The sequence below is a fragment of the Pantoea sp. CFSAN033090 genome (assembly GCF_001264395.1).
Lineage (GTDB): Bacteria > Pseudomonadota > Gammaproteobacteria > Enterobacterales > Enterobacteriaceae > Pantoea > Pantoea agglomerans.
In genome coordinates, this window is the sequence record NZ_LGYX01000004.1 from 275235 (window position 1) to 290578 (window position 15344).

At 54.0% G+C, this 15344-nt stretch carries 16 protein-coding genes and 2 tRNA genes; 8 read left to right on the plus strand and 10 right to left on the minus strand.

The window, feature by feature from the left end:
- Nucleotides 1-6: 6 nt before the first annotated feature.
- Complete coding sequence (matP, locus tag AFL22_RS04650) at nt 7-474, plus strand: macrodomain Ter protein MatP (RefSeq protein WP_138919647.1); 468 nt, start codon at nt 7-9, stop codon at nt 472-474.
- Between the two features lie 95 nt (nt 475-569).
- Here matP and ompA read toward each other — a convergent pair whose 3' ends face one another.
- Together ompA and sulA are read right to left on the minus strand one after the other, a co-directional pair.
- Entirely contained in the window at nt 570-1640 is a 1071-nt protein-coding gene (gene ompA / locus AFL22_RS04655) for a porin OmpA (RefSeq protein WP_010255028.1), read from the minus strand.
- A gap of 350 nt (nt 1641-1990) precedes the next feature.
- A complete protein-coding gene (gene sulA, locus AFL22_RS04660) occupies nt 1991-2482 on the minus strand; it encodes an SOS-induced cell division inhibitor SulA (RefSeq protein WP_010255031.1) in 492 nt (163 codons plus the stop codon).
- 210 nt (nt 2483-2692) lie between these two features.
- On the opposite strand from sulA, the gene AFL22_RS04665 reads away from it, so the two are divergent.
- Nucleotides 2693-3322, plus strand: coding sequence for a TfoX/Sxy family DNA transformation protein (locus AFL22_RS04665; RefSeq protein WP_052270879.1), 630 nt, complete (start codon nt 2693-2695; stop codon nt 3320-3322).
- On the opposite strand, the gene yccS is transcribed toward AFL22_RS04665, so the two are convergent.
- Both yccS and AFL22_RS04675 read right to left on the minus strand, forming a co-directional pair.
- Nucleotides 3319-5478: a YccS family putative transporter gene (gene yccS / locus AFL22_RS04670; protein ID WP_052270880.1), complete on the minus strand. Its 2160-nt coding sequence runs from the start codon at nt 5476-5478 to the stop codon at nt 3319-3321. The genes AFL22_RS04665 and yccS overlap by 4 nt on opposite strands.
- Nucleotides 5462-5902 (minus strand): YccF domain-containing protein, encoded by a 441-nt coding sequence (locus AFL22_RS04675; protein WP_052270881.1) that lies wholly within the window; start codon nt 5900-5902, stop codon nt 5462-5464. Before AFL22_RS04675 ends, yccS begins: the two co-directional genes overlap by 17 nt.
- Nucleotides 5903-6025: 123 nt before the next feature.
- Here AFL22_RS04675 and helD point away from each other — a divergent pair, with 123 nt between their 5' ends.
- Nucleotides 6026-8080, plus strand: a complete 2055-nt coding sequence (helD, locus tag AFL22_RS04680) for a DNA helicase IV (protein WP_052270882.1) — start codon at nt 6026-6028, stop codon at nt 8078-8080.
- Between the two features lies 1 nt (nt 8081).
- Here helD and mgsA read toward each other — a convergent pair whose 3' ends face one another.
- Together mgsA and AFL22_RS04690 are read right to left on the minus strand one after the other, a co-directional pair.
- Entirely contained in the window at nt 8082-8540 is a 459-nt protein-coding gene (gene mgsA, locus AFL22_RS04685; protein ID WP_010246657.1) for a methylglyoxal synthase, read from the minus strand.
- Between the two features lie 69 nt (nt 8541-8609).
- Nucleotides 8610-9251, minus strand: coding sequence for a DUF2057 family protein (locus tag AFL22_RS04690; protein ID WP_010669788.1), 642 nt, complete (start codon nt 9249-9251; stop codon nt 8610-8612).
- A gap of 176 nt (nt 9252-9427) precedes the next feature.
- Here AFL22_RS04690 and AFL22_RS04695 point away from each other — a divergent pair, with 176 nt between their 5' ends.
- Entirely contained in the window at nt 9428-9847 is a 420-nt protein-coding gene (locus tag AFL22_RS04695; RefSeq protein ID WP_010669789.1) for a CoA-binding protein, read from the plus strand.
- Nucleotides 9848-9878: 31 nt separating this feature from the next.
- Here the strand turns inward: AFL22_RS04695 and hspQ are convergent, their stop codons facing one another.
- Nucleotides 9879-10196, minus strand: a complete 318-nt coding sequence (hspQ, locus tag AFL22_RS04700) for a heat shock protein HspQ (RefSeq protein WP_010246651.1) — start codon at nt 10194-10196, stop codon at nt 9879-9881.
- A 59-nt stretch (nt 10197-10255) separates the two neighbouring features.
- Nucleotides 10256-11446, minus strand: a complete 1191-nt coding sequence (gene rlmI / locus AFL22_RS04705; RefSeq protein ID WP_022625919.1) for a 23S rRNA (cytosine(1962)-C(5))-methyltransferase RlmI — start codon at nt 11444-11446, stop codon at nt 10256-10258.
- Between the two features lie 85 nt (nt 11447-11531).
- Here rlmI and yccX point away from each other — a divergent pair, with 85 nt between their 5' ends.
- Nucleotides 11532-11810, plus strand: a complete 279-nt coding sequence (yccX, locus tag AFL22_RS04710; RefSeq protein WP_052270883.1) for an acylphosphatase — start codon at nt 11532-11534, stop codon at nt 11808-11810.
- Here yccX and AFL22_RS04715 read toward each other — a convergent pair whose 3' ends face one another.
- Together AFL22_RS04715 and yccA are read right to left on the minus strand one after the other, a co-directional pair.
- The gene (locus tag AFL22_RS04715) at nt 11811-12137 is read right to left on the minus strand and encodes a TusE/DsrC/DsvC family sulfur relay protein (RefSeq protein ID WP_010669791.1); all 327 of its coding nucleotides are present in this window, start codon (nt 12135-12137) and stop codon (nt 11811-11813) included.
- Between the two features lie 104 nt (nt 12138-12241).
- The gene (gene yccA / locus AFL22_RS04720) at nt 12242-12895 is read right to left on the minus strand and encodes an FtsH protease modulator YccA (protein ID WP_003850014.1); all 654 of its coding nucleotides are present in this window, start codon (nt 12893-12895) and stop codon (nt 12242-12244) included.
- A 220-nt stretch (nt 12896-13115) separates the two neighbouring features.
- Here yccA and AFL22_RS04725 point away from each other — a divergent pair.
- The 3 genes from AFL22_RS04725 (at nt 13116) to agp (ending at nt 15333) form a co-directional block, all read left to right on the plus strand.
- Nucleotides 13116-13203 (plus strand) — tRNA-Ser (locus AFL22_RS04725).
- A gap of 67 nt (nt 13204-13270) precedes the next feature.
- Nucleotides 13271-13358: transfer RNA gene (locus tag AFL22_RS04730), tRNA-Ser, on the plus strand.
- 271 nt (nt 13359-13629) lie between these two features.
- On the plus strand, nt 13630-15333 hold the full coding sequence (gene agp, locus AFL22_RS04735) for a bifunctional glucose-1-phosphatase/inositol phosphatase (protein ID WP_197276778.1): 1704 nt from the start codon (nt 13630-13632) through the stop codon (nt 15331-15333).
- Nucleotides 15334-15344 lie beyond the last annotated feature (11 nt).

Sequence of the window (15344 nt, forward strand, 5' to 3'; positions counted from 1 at the left end):
ATTCCGATGAAATACCAGCAACTCGAAAATCTTGAATGTGGATGGAAGTGGAAATACCTGGTGAAAAAACATCGGGAAGGTGAACTGATCACGCGTCACCTTGAGTTAAGCGCGGCGCAGGCAGCAGTGGATAAGCTGCTGGCAATGGAAAATAATCCGGTTACAGTGAATGAATGGATCGCAGAACATATTCACGCTGATCTGGATAACCGACTGAAGCAGACCATCCGTGCCCGACGAAAACGCCATTTCAACGCTGAACATCAGCATACGCGAAAAAAATCGATAGACCTGGAGTATCTGGTCTGGCAGCGACTGGCAGGTCTGGCACAGCGGCGCGGCTGCACGCTCTCTGAAACGATTGTTCAGCTGATAGAAGATGCAGAACGTAAAGAGAAATATGCCACTCAGATGTCGAGCCTGAAGCAGGATTTGCAGGCGATTCTGGGTAACTCCGGTTCAGAGAGCGAATAATCGGGCAGGGCAATCAAACCCTTCATCTCTCAGTCCGGTTTTATTACCGGCATAAAAAAACCCCGCCTTAGCGGGGTTTTTTATTACGTATAAACTTAAGCCTGTGGCTGAGTTACAACGTCTTTGATACCTTTAACGTCGATTTCTACACGACGGTCCGGCGCCAGGCAGTCGATCAGGGCATTACGGCCTTTCACGCTGTCACAGGTGTTGCCGGTAACTGGGTTAGATTCACCCATGCCACGTGCAGAGATCTTGTTAGAAGGAATACCTTTAGATACCAGGTAATCTACGACTGACTGAGCACGTTTCTCAGACAGTTTCTGGTTGTACTGCTCTGAACCGATGCGATCGGTGAAGCCCAGTACGACAACGGAACCATCTTTAGGATCCATTGAGCTCAGCTGGCTGTACAGCTGATCCAGAGCCTGCTGGCCTTCTGGCTTCAGGGTAGATTTGTTGAAGGTGAACAGAACGTCAGACTTCAGAGTGAAACGCTTGGTTTCAACAACTGGAGCTGGTGCTGGAGCCGGAGCTGGCGCCGGAGCAGCGACGTCATCCTGACCGAAGCGGTATGAAACGCCTACGCTCAGCATGCCGTTGTCTGGACGCGTACCAACAGTCTGTGCATCACCGATGTTGTTAACCCACTGGTAATCCAGACGGGTAGCCCAGTTTTTGGTCAGCGCATATTCAACACCAACAGCAGCCAGCGGAGATACGCCGGTGTCGTGGTCGCTGATGCGGCCAGTAGTTGGGTTAGTCTGCGTTGAGTCTGCACGCCATACCATGCCGCCCAGACGAGTATACACGTCCAGATCGTCATAGATTGGGTAGCTCAGTTTAGCAGCCAGCTGAACGCCCTGTGCTTTGAATGCGCCGTTAGTCACGTTGCCTTTGTTAGGCATGCGACCCAGCCAGTCATAGCCCAGCTCGAAGCCCAGGTATGGATTTGCCTGGTAACCAACGAATGCACCTGCACCCAGCTGGCTTTCATGAGTTGGACCGTCATTGTTTTCGTAACCGTTACCGTAGTAACCAGTGTCGTGATACTGAGACCAGCCCAGTTTAGCACCGGTGTACCAGGTGTCATCTTTCGGAGCGGCCTGCGCTACGGTAGCGAAGCCAGCCAGTGCCACTGCAATTGCGATAGCTGTCTTTTTCATTTTGCGCCTCGTTATCATCCAAATAGGCAATGAGCAAAAAGGTTGCTCTTGGTTTAAATCCTTCGCCGGGTCAAAACGCTCGCTTATGACTCTACCGCAAAAAACGGAGGTTATTGAGCACCCTGGCGAGCTAAAGTCTACAACGAGATTGGAAACTTACAAGTATGATGTGAGGCGCTTATGTAAAAAAACAGCGATTTATACACAATTTCTAACAATTAGGCTGGTCTTATTGCCGCGGCAAAAAGCCCTAAAAACTTGCTAAACCATTGTCAACGCTCGAACTAACAGAATCAGTGGTTTAGCTGCGACAGATAAGAAAAATAGCTTGGGAAACTTCTGATTTTTACTTAATGAAACAAATCCGACTGAATTTTTATCGCAGTTTGCGGTCTGAGAGGCGCTTCTGATGTCCCGCTTGCACGCAAAATCAATCCTAACGCTTCACCCTCTGCCGCCGCATTTTCAAGTTGACGTCGTTCATCTTCGTCAAGATCGTAAGGAATCCATGCCAGAACGACACTGTAATTTCCTGTACGCAATGCTTTAACCATCGCTTCAACCGCATTCAGACGTTCAGAATCGGCGATATGCATACTTTTATCCAGTGGTAATCCTGATTCCTGCAGCCAGGTGCGATTCAGTTTATATGCCGGTGTTAACCACAACTGCCAGCGCGATTGCTGACTCAGCTGCTGCAATAAAGGCAACAGCAACATCTGCATCATACCGGGCTGTTCGCTGTAGCGTAACTCAGTAATTCCACCGCCCTGAGAGGCCGGAACGGAAGAGGACGCATAATGATGAGCATAGCGTGAATTATTAGGATGTTGTGTTCGCATAAGTTAATCACCAGCAGTGGACTGTATGAATATACAGTACTGTCATCCTGGATAAAGATCAACCCAAATTTCTGAAAACGCCTCGCAAAATCGCGACAAGATTAGTTGAAACGCTATTTATTCATTGAACCCGTTGACGCTTTTTTTTATCTTCTAATTACCTGATACCCAAGGTAATTTACGATATATTTCTTACATGGAGGTGGTGCAATGAAAAAGGTGAATCCGGTTGTAGAGCGCTCCAGAGCGCGCCTGGCCCCATTAGGAACAATAGAGTCGCGCACCCAGTTCGGAGGCTATGCCCTGGCTGTAAAAAGTGTGGTTTTTGCCTTAATTAATAAAGACGAACTCTATCTGCGTGCCAGTGAACCTCTGCGGGAATACCTTACAGATCGTCCGCTGCAACCCCTGATTTTTCGCAAGCGGGGCAAGCTGGTGAGTCTCAATTACTTTCGGGTCGATGAGGCGTTGTGGCGCGACCCTGACCATCTGCTGGCGCTCTCTGCTGCCTCTTTAGAAACGGCGCAGCTGGAGTTGCAGGACCGACAATCCTCACCGCGGTTAAAAGATCTGCCAAATCTCAGCGTACGTATGGAGATGATGCTGTACGAGGCGGGCGTCATGAGCGTCAATCATCTCTACCAGATGGGGGCTAAACAGTGCTGGCTGAAGCTTAAAGCGATCAACCAGCACGTTGGGTTCCAGACGTTACTTGCGCTGCAGGGGGCCATCACGGGCCACCATGCCGCCGCGCTGCCGCAGGCGACACGGGCGGAGCTGAATGCGTGGTTCCAGCGCACGCTTTTATCAAACCCCAATCTCAGAAGCGGCGAAGGCTAATCAGTGATTAGCGTGCGGCGCAGGCGAGCCACATCGGGCATTAATGCCACCAGCAGACCGAGTTGCTGGAGCACCAGCGGCGCACGCGTATCCGCATCTGCGGCCAGCTGGCTGATTCGCTGAGCCAGTTGATGGCGCATCGTTTCTACGTGCTCATCGCTGACAACTTCCGTCTGCAGCACATCCTCCACATAGCAAACCGTATCATCCAGCAATGTCAGCAGTTCGGGTGCGGTAATTTTATCGCGGTGAGCGCCCAGCGCAGAAATGTAACTCAGAAATGAATGGTTGGAGCAAAGCAGCTGAAAAGCCGAATCGCGCAGCTTCTGGCTGGTGCGACTTTCACTGCTCATGTTTGAGACCACCGACGCCAGTTCAGCATCCGCGTTATGCGCATCACGCCGTGCAATGCGATAGGCGAGACGGTTATCTTTGCCCTGATGATATTGCTCCATGATCGCGTCCAGATAGCGGCAATTCGCTTTCAGCGTTCGTTCTGCCACGGCAGGTAACTGACGAAAGCGCCAGTCTGGCCAGATAAACGCGACAGCCAGCCAGGCCAGCCCACAGCCCAGTAGGGTATCCACTACCCGCGGCAGGGCAACTTCAAACCCTTCACCCAGCAGGTTAAAGCAGAGCAGCACCAGCAGAGTGATAAACAGCGTGGCCTGTGCATACTGCACCTGCCTGAAAGCGAAGAACAGTACGCCCGTGATCACTATCAGGATTAACTGACCTTCAATCGAAGGCACCAGCCATAAAACGGGCAGACCAATCGCAATCCCCGCCAGCGTTCCGCCGATGCGCAAGGCCAGTCGTCGCTGCGTTGCATTGTAGTTGGGCTGGCAGACAAACAGGCTGGTCAGCAAAATCCAGTATCCCCGCTCCAGCCCGGTTACCTGAATAAAACCATATCCAATACAGAGCACCACAGACATGCGAACCGCATGCCGGAACAGCGCCGATGCGGGAGAGAGATGGCGGCTGAAGCGCAGCCGGATATCACTCCAGCCACTCAATCCTTCGCGTGACAGCAGATTGTCACTGTGCTGAGGATCTTCACCGGCCAGCGTCTGTTCTGATTCGATCGAAGCAAGCTGTGCGTCGATGGCGCGCAGGTTGCGCAGCAGCCAGAAAAGAGCACGGGTATGCGTAGCGTCGGGGTCATGCTGCTCCAGACGTTCTATCGCTTTCTGTAATCGTTCAAATGCACGCTCAAAACGGCTGTCATGCACCCACCTTTGACGCATCAGAATGCAATGTGCCAGCTGGCGACAGGCCTGAGCCTGCATATTCAGCAGGCGCTGAAAGCGAAACAGAATTTCGTTGTAGCGCCAGTCGCCGCGCAGCAGATGATATTGCAGATGGGAAGAGCTGGCCCGTTCATGAATATCCTGCGCCACAAAGTAGTAGTGCAGACTACGGCGGGTGCCGCGCGACCCGCGATCGCCGCGCAGACGACTCTGCAGTGTGGTCTTGGTCAGATTAAGTTGCGCCACTAACTGGCTGTTGACCATCGCCGCATCGATAAACGCGGCATCATCCTGATCGCCCGCGTCGGGATCGAAAAGATTCGCTTTGGCATCAAGGTAACGCGCCAGTTGTGAAAAACTCCCGGCCAGCTGTTCCTGCACCGGCCGGACCGGAAACATCAGATGGCCCAGTAATGTCAGCAGGTTGTACCACAGCGCGCCGACCAGCAGCAGCATCGGCTGCATATACCACTGGCTGAACAGTCCAATGCCGAGCATGGTATAGACCGCAATCAGCAGAGCACCAAAGGCGATAGTCGCGTAGCGCTGGCCAAGGGCGCCCAGCAGAATAAAGCCCCAGGTCGAGATTGCCAGCCCGATAATAAAGGCGAACGGATAGGGAAACAGTAACTCGACTGAAACCGAGGCGATGCAGAAGCAGAGCAGGGTAATCAGCAGATTCTTCAGGCGACCGGCCAGGCGATCATCGAGATCGGCCAGCGCAGCAGCGACCACTCCCAGCGTCAGAGGGATCGTCCACTCAATCTGATGCAGCCACCAGGGAATGGCGGCGCAGCCACTCAGTGCAAACAGGATCCGCAGCAGATAGCGCCACGTACTGTTAAACAGATATTTGCGCCAGCCTGGCACGGCATCCGACATCATATTAGTAGCGGCGGGCATTGGCTTCGCGCGCGGCACGCGCCTCTTCCACCGACACCACCCTGCGCCCAACCGGCCAGAGCGCGATAGCGGCGATCTTAAAGTTCGCAATTCCTACCGGAATACCGATGATACTGATGCACTGCACAATCCCTACGGAGATATGCGAAAGGCAGAGCCACCAGCCGAAGAAAATCAGCCAGAAGATATTCAGAAAGGTGCCGCCGGTATTCAGAATATGACTCTTACTTTCCGGACGCAGCACATCAATATGCACCGCCTCGTTGCCAAATGGCAGCAGCGAGAGTTTGGTGATTTCCCAGCAGGAGCGGGTCAGTGGCAGGGTAAAAATCAGCACGATGCTGATTAACGTGGCAAACAGCCAGCTCAGGGTGGTGAAAAAACCGCCCAGAACAAAATTAAGAATATTTAAAACGGTGCGCATGATCTTCTTTTCCTTTTGCATTCCGCAAGATGTGACGCCAAGTTTAGCCTGTTTTAAGGCTGGAGCGCTAAGGGTCTGACAGGTAAACTCCCCCTAATCCTATTCTCTGACGTTGGTGTCGGCGTGGAACTGAAAGCAACCTCGATGGGCAAACGGCTTGCCCAGCATCCTTATAATCGTGTCCGTTTAATGGCGGCAGGCGTCGAAGTCAGCGGCGATAAGCATGAGTATCTGATCCCCTTTAACCAGTTACTGGATATCGCCTGCAAGCGCGGGCTGGTGTGGGGCGAGCTGGAGTTTTTGCTGGCTGATGAAAAAGTGGTCCGCCTGCATGGCACGGAATGGCAGGAAACGCAGCGCTTTCACCACTATCTGCTGCAGGCCTGGCAGAGCTGGAGTCTGGAGATGAGCGCAGTGTGCCGCGAGGTGCTGCAGGCGCTACGCGACGAAATCGAGGCGTTTGGCGCGCAGGATCGCTGGCTGAATCGCCACGAGTTGCAGGCGCTGAAAACCAACATCCTCAAACAGTTCGATGCGTTGCCGATGCCGCTCTCCCGCTTAAAAGATTTTGCTGACTGCCGGGACAACTGGCAATTCTGTCAGCGCTGGCTGGAGCAGGGCGAAACGGCGTTGCGGCAGCGAAACCGTGACTGGACGGCCGCCATGCTCACCCGCTATCAGGATTTCTTTGCCAGCGTCGAGAGCACGCCACTCAATCAGTCGCAATGTGAGGCGGTGGTTAATGGCGAGAATTCTCTGCTGGTGCTGGCAGGCGCGGGCAGCGGTAAAACCTCGGTGCTGGTGGCTCGTGCAGGCTGGTTAATGCAGCGCAAGCTGGCCAGCGCCGATCAAATCCTGTTACTGGCATTTGGCCGCCAGGCGGCTGAAGAGATGAACGCACGTATCCAGTCGCGGCTCTCCGCCGCTGACATCCAGGCGCGGACTTTCCATTCTCTGGCGCTGCATATTATTCGTGAAGGCAGTAATAAGCAGCCGGTTATCAGCAAACTTGAGAGTGATGCCGATGCGCGTCGCACGCTGCTGATCCAGCAGTGGCGGCAGCAGTGTCATGAGAAGAAGGCGCAGGCAAACGGCTGGCGTCAGTGGCTGCGTGATGAACTGGAGTGGGAGTTACCCGAGGGGCCATTCTGGGAGGACGACCGGCTGGCAAACCGGCTGGCGTCACGGCTGGAGCGCTGGCTTGGTCTGATGCGCATGCATGGCGGTGCGCAGGCAGCGATGATCGCCGACGTACCCGAAGAGATCCGCGATCTCTTCAGTAAGCGCATCAAACTGATGGCACCGTTGCTGAAAGCGTGGAAGAGCGCATTAAAAGAGGAGGGCGCGGTCGATTTCTCAGGTCTGATTCACCAGGCGATTGCCATTCTGGAAAAAGGACGGTTTATCAGTCCGTGGAAACACATTCTGGTGGATGAATTCCAGGATATCTCGCCTCAGCGTGCCGCGTTGCTGAGCGCATTACGCCAGCAGAATAAGCGTACTGCACTGTTTGCTGTTGGCGATGACTGGCAGGCTATCTACCGATTTAGTGGGGCGGAGATGACGCTGACGACGGCATTCCATCACTATTTTGGTGAAGGAGACCGCTGCGTACTGGACACAACCTACCGTTTCAACGACCGCATTGGCGACATTGCCAACCGGTTTATACAACAGAACCCGCAGCAGCTGGCAAAACCGCTGAACAGCGTCACCAAAGGCAATAAAAAGTCGATTTCGCTGCTGGCGCAGGATCAGCTGGAAGCCTTGCTGAACAAACTCAGCGGTTACGCGAAGCCTGATGAGCGAATTCTGCTGCTGGCGCGTTATCACTATCTGCGGCCGGATTTACTGGATAAAGCCAGAACCCGCTGGCCGAAGCTTAATCTGGAATTTATGACGATTCATGCCAGCAAAGGTCAGCAGGCAGATTACGTCATTTTGCTGGGATTACAGCAGGGTAAAGAGGGCTTCCCGGCAGAGGCGCGCGAATCGATTATTGAACAGGGCTTATTACCGCAGCCAGAAGCGTTCCCTGATGCAGAAGAGCGCCGTCTGGCCTATGTGGCACTGACGCGCGCGCGTCAGCAGGTTTTTCTGATGTTCGATAAGGCAGCGCCGTCACCGTTTGTCGATCACTTCCGCGAGCTGGGTGTGCCGGTGCTGCGTAAAGCCTGAGTTACTTCAGACGATCGGCCAGATAGCGCTGATAGTCGGGGATCATAATCTCTACACTTTGCGCAAACAGTGGCGACTGAATGATAAAGTCAGCCGTGGACCGGTTAGTGGCTACCGGGATATTCCATACGGTAGCCAGACGCAGCAGCGCTTTGACATCCGGATCGTGCGGCACTGCGTTTAGCGGATCCCAGAAAAAAATCAGTGCATCGATCTTCCCTTCCGAAATCAGCGCACCCACCTGCTGATCGCCGCCCATCGGGCCGCTCAGCATGGCTGTCACATTCAGACCCGTATCGCGATTGATCAGATTCCCGGTAGTGCCGGTAGCATAGAGGATGTGCGATTCCAGCGCGGGCTGGTTTTGTTTCACCCAGTCAAGCAGGGCGGCTTTGCAGTGGTCGTGGGCGACCAGCGCGATATGTTTTGTGGTGCCGAGGGTACGAACAGTCTGTTCCATAAAGGCGTCCTGGTAAGGCTCATGCGCAAGAAGAGAGAGCACGAGTGTACCTCTGGCCTTTCGACTCTATCAACTCGTACGTAGCATTTTGACCAGCGTCAGAAGCTGCTGACGCGTGGCTTCATCGAAGCGGTGAAACCAGCGGTGCAGCGAGGGCAGTTCGGCCTGAGTAGTCCAGTCCAGATCGGCGGTAAGCCGGACGGAAGAGGGCGTAGCAGAAGGGGTATTTGCAAACCGGGGCACAGAGGCAATCTGGCGGGTGCGATTATAATTCAGCATCGCTTTTTCCATATCTGCGGATGTGGTGACCGGCAGGTGGTCGCGCACGCTGGTAATCTCCGTGCCTTTTTCATCCACCAGCTGAAAGTTCAGGCTGCGGTCAAAATGATAACGCTCGCGTTTTGTCTCCAGCGCAGGCAACCGAATGGTAATGGTTTTGGCTACCGCGGTGAACGTGACAATCATCGGTACCGACTGATAAGCGATGACGTTCTCATTCTGACCTTTGCGCTGCTGCTCTACACGAAACAGAAACTGATGCTGACCGCGGTCCAGCTCCAGGCTGTCTGCGCCTTTGAGGAGGGAGCCTGAAATTTTTCGACCATCCAGCACCAGCAAATCGATCTGAGGATCGAGCTTTAATGTGATGGCAGAACAGGACGCCGAAACGAGGAGGGTAATTAACCCCGTTACAGCCAGCGACAGCTTCATTTCAACTCCGGTAACTGAAGACACAAAGGATGGTGTGTAGCAAATTCTTACATTATGGCAGTTAATTTACATTTAAACATATTTATTCGTGCGCGGGTTCAATTAATTTCGCTGAGGACTTACCCGCTAAAGGGCACGCCAATCTACACTCAACACTGGCCTGAAAGGAGATAAACATGAACGATCAGACAATTCGTGAGGTGCTGACGCGCACCCAACGTATCGCCTTAGTCGGAGCAAGCGATCGCCCCGAACGTCCCAGTTACGGTGTGATGAAATATCTGCTCGACCAGGGATATGAGGTGATCCCGGTCAGCCCGAAACTGGCAGGGAAAACGCTGCTGGGGCAGCAGGGGTATGCCAGCCTGGCGGATGTACCGGGCAAGATTGATATGGTGGATGTCTTTCGCAATTCTGAAGCCGCGTGGGGCGTGGCGCAGGAGGCTATCGCCGTGGGGGCAAAAACATTATGGCTGCAGCTGGGTGTGATTAATGAGCAGGCGGCGGTACTGGCACAGGATGCGGGCATGACGGTGATTATGGATCGCTGCCCGAAGATTGAAATTCCGCGTCTGGGAATAACGCGTCAGAAATGATGAGTGTGGCGGCAGAGCGTGCCGCCACAGATTAATGTCGCAGATGAGGTGCCTGTAATTGCTGACGCACCGATGCTGCCAGCTCATCCATCGAAGGCTGCTCAGGGTGTTCAATGCTGGTTTCGCCGGAAAGCTGAATCTCAGCAACATAGGTATGTACCTGATCGCCTTCCTCATCTTCCATCACCACATGATACCAGGGCGCGGTGCGCATTTTCTCTTCCGCGCCAACATCTTCAATTTTAGGCTCATCTAACGAGTATTCAGGATCGACATCGACGATAACGCCCAGTACGCCGGACAAACGATGACGAACCTGCTGACCAATACCAAATTTACTGGCAATCATTGTGACCTCCGAAAAAAAAGCTCTCTTACCAATATGGGGGCAGGAGCCGTTTTTTCAAGTCACATGACGCGGCAGGCGAAACCTTTCAGGTAGAGACCTTCCGGATAGCTGGCGATCACCGGATGATCTGCGGCCTGGCGGAACTGCTCAATAAACTGCACTTCACGGCCCGCATCCAGCGCGGCATCGGCGATGATCTTCTGGAACAGATCGGTGGCCATCAGACCGGAGCAGGAGAAGGTCATTAATACGCCGCCCGGATTCAGTAACTGAATGGCGAGCATATTAATGTCTTTATAGCCGCGACAGGCGCCCATCAACTGGCTTTTGTTTTCGACGAACTTTGGCGGATCCATAATGATCAGATCAAATTTCTCGCCACTGTCACGATAACGGCGCAGCAGTTTGAAAACATCATCACGCTCAAATTGCGCGCGTGAGAGATCCAGCTCATTCAGTTCAACGTTCTGACGGGCAACGTCCAGCGCCTCCTGTGAAGTATCCACGCTGATCACTTCTTTACAGCCACCCATCAGCGCAGAAACCGCGAATCCGCCGGTGTAAGAGAAGCAGTTAAGGACGCGGGCATCCTGTGCGTAACGACGCGTGGCGAGACGGCTGTCACGCTGATCAAGGTAATAGCCGGTTTTGTGACCGCCCTGGATATCCACCAGCAGCTTCATGCCATGTTCAGTAATCGGCAGCAGCGGCGGCGGCAGTTCACCGGTAACGGTGCCCTGCGTCAGCGCCAGACCCTCTTTCTTACGAACGGCGACGTCAGAACGGTCATAGATGGCGCAGCCAGGGAAACAGTGCTGCAGGGCAGTGATGATCGCTGCACGCTGATATTCTGCGCCTGCTGAGAGCAGCTGCATCACTAAAAAGTTGCCAAAGCGGTCAATGGTGACGCCCGGTAAACCATCAGATTCACCGGCGATCAGGCGATAGCTGTCCAGACCATCGCGGGCCGCCAGCCATTCGCGCCACTGCTGCGCCTGTTCAAACCGGCGGACAAAGAAGGCGATATCGATGGATTCATCGGCCTGCCAGCTCCAGACGCGGGCGCGGATCTGCGACTCGGGTGAATAAGCGGCGCGAGCCAGCCATTTACCGTTGCTGTCACAAACGTCAATGGTTTCACCCAGTTGCGCTTTACCTTCCAGACGCGCAACGGCACCTGAAAAGACCCATGGATGGCGACGGAGCAGGGACTTTTCACGTCCCTTTGCGAGAATCAATCTGACTGTCATAGTTTGCTATGCTTACCTGAAAAAATGAGGCGCCATTGTCCGGTGGATAACGGGAAATTGCAACGAACAGCAGCAGGAGAGAATAATGTCAGCAGCCTGTTTTAAAGCATGGGTTCATGGCCGCGTCCAGGGCGTCGGGTTTCGTTACAGTACTCAGGCAGAAGCCAGGACGCTGGGCGTACTGGGCTATGCGCGAAATCTGGATGACGGCAGTGTTGAGGTGCTGGCCTGGGGTGAGGCGGAGCAGGTCGATGCGCTGATCGTCTGGCTTAAAGCGGGCGGGCCACGCAGCGCGCGCGTTGAAAAGGTGCTGGTGGAGCCGCACCAGCCCGCAGAGCCGCCCCGCGATTTTACGACCGGTTAATTACAGACATTTCGCCGGTTTAGGCAGGCCGGCGATTTTCGTCGCCTGTTTAGCCGGCCCTTCAGGGAACAGGCGGAACAGATAGCGGCTATTGCCTTTCTCTTCGCCATATTTCTGCGCCATCGCCTTCACCAGCATTCGCACGGCGGGTGAGGTGTTATATTCCAGATAAAAGGCGCGCACAAAATGGACCACTTCCCAGTGTGCTTCAGTCAGGGTCAGGCCTTCCTGCTCAGCGATGTGGACAGCCAGTGCTTCACTCCAGTCGCCGGGATGCTTCAGATAGCCTTCGGCATCGACGGCGATTTCGTTACCGTTAAAATTCACGTGACATCCTCTTAGTAAATGACGGCGCAGTTTATCAAACCTGGCTGGCAGTAAAAGCAAAAACCCCGCCGAAGCGGGGTTTTACAGGCTACTGTCACTGCGGATTAGTTACTGCGGGCAAACCCCAGCAGGCTCAGCAGGCTGACAAAGATGTTATAGAGCGAAACATAGAGGCTGACCGTCGCCCGGATGTAGTTGGTTTCGCCACCGTGAATGATGTTGCTGGTTTCCCACAAAATCGCACCGGCTGAAAACAGAATGAACAGGGCGCTGATGGCCAGATGCAATGCAGGCAGCTGCAGGAAGATGTTGGCTACCACAGCAACCAGCAACACAACGAAACCTGCCATCATCATGCCGCCGAGGAAGGACATATCACGACGGGTGGTCAGCACGTAGGCCGAACAGCAGAAGAACACCAGCGCCGTGCCGCCCAGCGCCAGCGCTATCACGTCACCCATGCCTGCGGTTAAGAATGAGCTCAGGATAGGCCCCAGGCAATAACCCAGGAAGCCGGTAAAGGCAAAAGCGGCCAGGATGCCCATCGGGCTGTTAGCCAGACGGTAGGTTAAAAACATTAAGCCATAGAAGCCAACCAGCATCAGGATTAAACCCGGCGCAGGCAGGGCTAGCAGGGTGCTGGCGGTAGCCGTAACGGCCGAGAAGGCCAGGGTCAGTCCGAGAAGAAAATAGGTATTGCGCAGAACTCTGTGCGTAGACAGCAGTGAGGACTGCGATGAGGTGACAATTCTTTCCATGTTGCGCTCCTTTAAGCAGAACACCAAATATGTGCCGAGAATACGCAGGCCATTAAAGAGGGAAAAGGCGTTTTACCCTTCTTTACGCGCTAAACTGCTAATTGTTTGAGCAGAGTGGCGATTTTGACACCGAAAAATCACAATCTGGCTGTTTTTCAGGCGAATAGACAGATAGGTGCTTTACATCCCTAAACGGGGTGTTTATAGTGCGCGTCATTGCGGAGGGGTGGCCGAGCGGCTTAAGGCAGCGGTCTTGAAAACCGCCGATGGGAAACCATCCGAGAGTTCGAATCTCTCCTCCTCCGCCACTTTATCTGCCCTGGGCAATAAAGCGGCAAAAATAGATGTTTTGCCAATGCAGTACAGTTTCAAAACGGAGGGGTGGCCGAGCGGCTTAAGGCAGCGGTCTTGAAAACCGCCGATGGGAAACCATCCGAGAGTTCGAATCTCTCCTCCTCCGCCACATTTTACAGGCCAGCACGCAGTGCTGGCCTGTTTTGTTTCTGCTCTCTCTGTAACTTCTTCCTGTCTGAAAAAAGCGTGCCACTCTCTGTGACGCGTGGCTGCGCATTCATCTCTCCGGTGCATCTCTGCTATAGTCCACTCACCGTTTTTGCAAACATCTGGCGCTTTTCTGAGGCGAGCTGAGTTACACTGTTGATTACATCGCTCTGAGGCGAGCTAATGGGTTGATAGCCAGAGTGTTTCTTTACTGAATGAATGGAATAGGCACAATGATCAAGAAACTGAGTCTTTGCGCATTGTCAGTGCTCGCTGCATTGCCGGTCGGAACGGTAGCATTTGCTGCTGAGAGTGATATGCAGCTGCAACAGGTGCTGATGTTAAGTCGTCACAATCTGCGTGCACCGCTGGCTGATAATGGCAGCGTGCTGGCGCAGTCGACCAAAAAGAGCTGGCCGCAGTGGGATGTTCCCGGCGGACAGCTGACCACCAAAGGTGGTGTGCTGGAAGTCTACATGGGTAACTACACCCGTCAGTGGCTGGCACAGCAGGGCCTGGTGAAGAACGGCAGCTGTCCTGACAGCAATAACGTCTTTGTTTACGCCAACAGCCTGCAGCGCACTGTGGCCACCGCCCAGTTCTTTGTTAATGGCGCCTTCCCGGGCTGTGACGTCGCTGTTTCTCATCAGGATGAAATGGGCTCCATGGATCCTATCTTCAATCCGGTTATTACAGATGGCAGTGAAGCATTCAATAAGAAAGCGCTGGCTGAGATGGCCGCTGCGAATGAAAAACTGTCGCTGAAGCCTGCCTTCCAGCGCCTGGAAAAGATTGTCGACTACAAAGCATCGCCTGCCTGCAACAATAAAAAGCAGTGCGACCTCAGCAGTGGTCAGAACACCTTCAGCGCTGAAAATGGTAAAGAACCGAATGTCAGTGGCCCGCTGAAAACGGGGAATTCCCTGATGGATGCGTTCACGCTGCAATATTACGAAGGCTTCCCGCTGGATCAGGTTGCATGGGGTCAGATCAAAACACCTGAGCAGTGGAAAGAGCTGTCAGCGATTAAAAATGGTTACCAGGACGCGCTGTTTACCAGCCCGGACATTTCCCGTGAAGTGGCGGCACCGCTGGTGGACTACATCCGCAGTCAGTTAGTGGATCAGGACAAAGCCAACGCGCCTAAAATTACGCTGATGGTAGGCCATGACTCAAACATCGCCTCGCTGCTGAGCGCGTTGCAGGTCAAGCCTTATGAACTGCCTGATACCTTCGAAAAAACGCCGATTGGCGGTCAGGTTGTTTTCGAACGCTGGCATGATGCCAAAAATGATAAAGACCTGCTCAAAGTTGAGTATGTCTATCAGAGCGCCGATCAGCTGCGCAACGCAGACGTGCTGAGCCTGAAGAACCCACCGAAGCGCGTTACGCTGCAGCTGGCGGGTTGTGAGACCGATGCAAACGGCTATTGCAGCTGGGATCAGTTCTCTCAGGTGCTGAATGCTGCGCTGCAGGGCACGCCAATGCAGCCAGCGGCGGCACCACAACCGGCAGCCCAGTCTGACGACGACAGTGCGAAAGCCGCAGCGACCAATGACGCTGCTGCTGATAAGGCTGAAGCGGATAAAGCGACCGCGGCGAAAGAGAAGGCTGACGCCGATAAAGCTGCCGCTGAGAAGTCTGAAGCCGATAAAGCCGCCGCTGAAAAAGCAAAAGCGGACAAGGCAGCAGCCGATAAAGCTGCAGCCGAGAAGGCAAAAGCGGACAAGGCAGCAGCCGATAAAGACGCCGCTGAGAAGGCAAAAGCGGACAAGGCAGCAGCGGATAAAGCCGCCGCTGAGAAAGCGAAAGCGGACAACGCGGCAGCGAAATCAGCCAGTGCCGATAAAGGTGCGGCTGACCAGGCTAACGCCTCGAACACGCCTGCAACAGCGCACAACGACGAATCAAAGTCAGCGGCTGTGGCAACACAGTAATCGTGCTTTCC

Bases quoted from the DNA above. Each gene is read 5' to 3' on its own strand.
- matP (WP_138919647.1), top strand. From the start codon at position 7: ATGAAATACCAGCAACTCGAAAATCTTGAATGTGGATGGAAGTGGAAA.
- ompA (WP_010255028.1), bottom strand. From the start codon at position 1,640: ATGAAAAAGACAGCTATCGCAATTGCAGTGGCACTGGCTGGCTTCGCT.
- sulA (WP_010255031.1), bottom strand. From the start codon at position 2,482: ATGCGAACACAACATCCTAATAATTCACGCTATGCTCATCATTATGCG.
- AFL22_RS04665 (WP_052270879.1), top strand. From the start codon at position 2,693: ATGAAAAAGGTGAATCCGGTTGTAGAGCGCTCCAGAGCGCGCCTGGCC.
- yccS (WP_052270880.1), bottom strand. From the start codon at position 5,478: ATGCCCGCCGCTACTAATATGATGTCGGATGCCGTGCCAGGCTGGCGC.
- AFL22_RS04675 (WP_052270881.1), bottom strand. From the start codon at position 5,902: ATGCGCACCGTTTTAAATATTCTTAATTTTGTTCTGGGCGGTTTTTTC.
- mgsA (WP_010246657.1), bottom strand. From the start codon at position 8,540: ATGGAACAGACTGTTCGTACCCTCGGCACCACAAAACATATCGCGCTG.
- AFL22_RS04690 (WP_010669788.1), bottom strand. From the start codon at position 9,251: ATGAAGCTGTCGCTGGCTGTAACGGGGTTAATTACCCTCCTCGTTTCG.
- AFL22_RS04695 (WP_010669789.1), top strand. From the start codon at position 9,428: ATGAACGATCAGACAATTCGTGAGGTGCTGACGCGCACCCAACGTATC.
- hspQ (WP_010246651.1), bottom strand. From the start codon at position 10,196: ATGATTGCCAGTAAATTTGGTATTGGTCAGCAGGTTCGTCATCGTTTG.
- rlmI (WP_022625919.1), bottom strand. From the start codon at position 11,446: ATGACAGTCAGATTGATTCTCGCAAAGGGACGTGAAAAGTCCCTGCTC.
- yccX (WP_052270883.1), top strand. From the start codon at position 11,532: ATGTCAGCAGCCTGTTTTAAAGCATGGGTTCATGGCCGCGTCCAGGGC.
- yccA (WP_003850014.1), bottom strand. From the start codon at position 12,895: ATGGAAAGAATTGTCACCTCATCGCAGTCCTCACTGCTGTCTACGCAC.
- agp (WP_197276778.1), top strand. From the start codon at position 13,630: ATGATCAAGAAACTGAGTCTTTGCGCATTGTCAGTGCTCGCTGCATTG.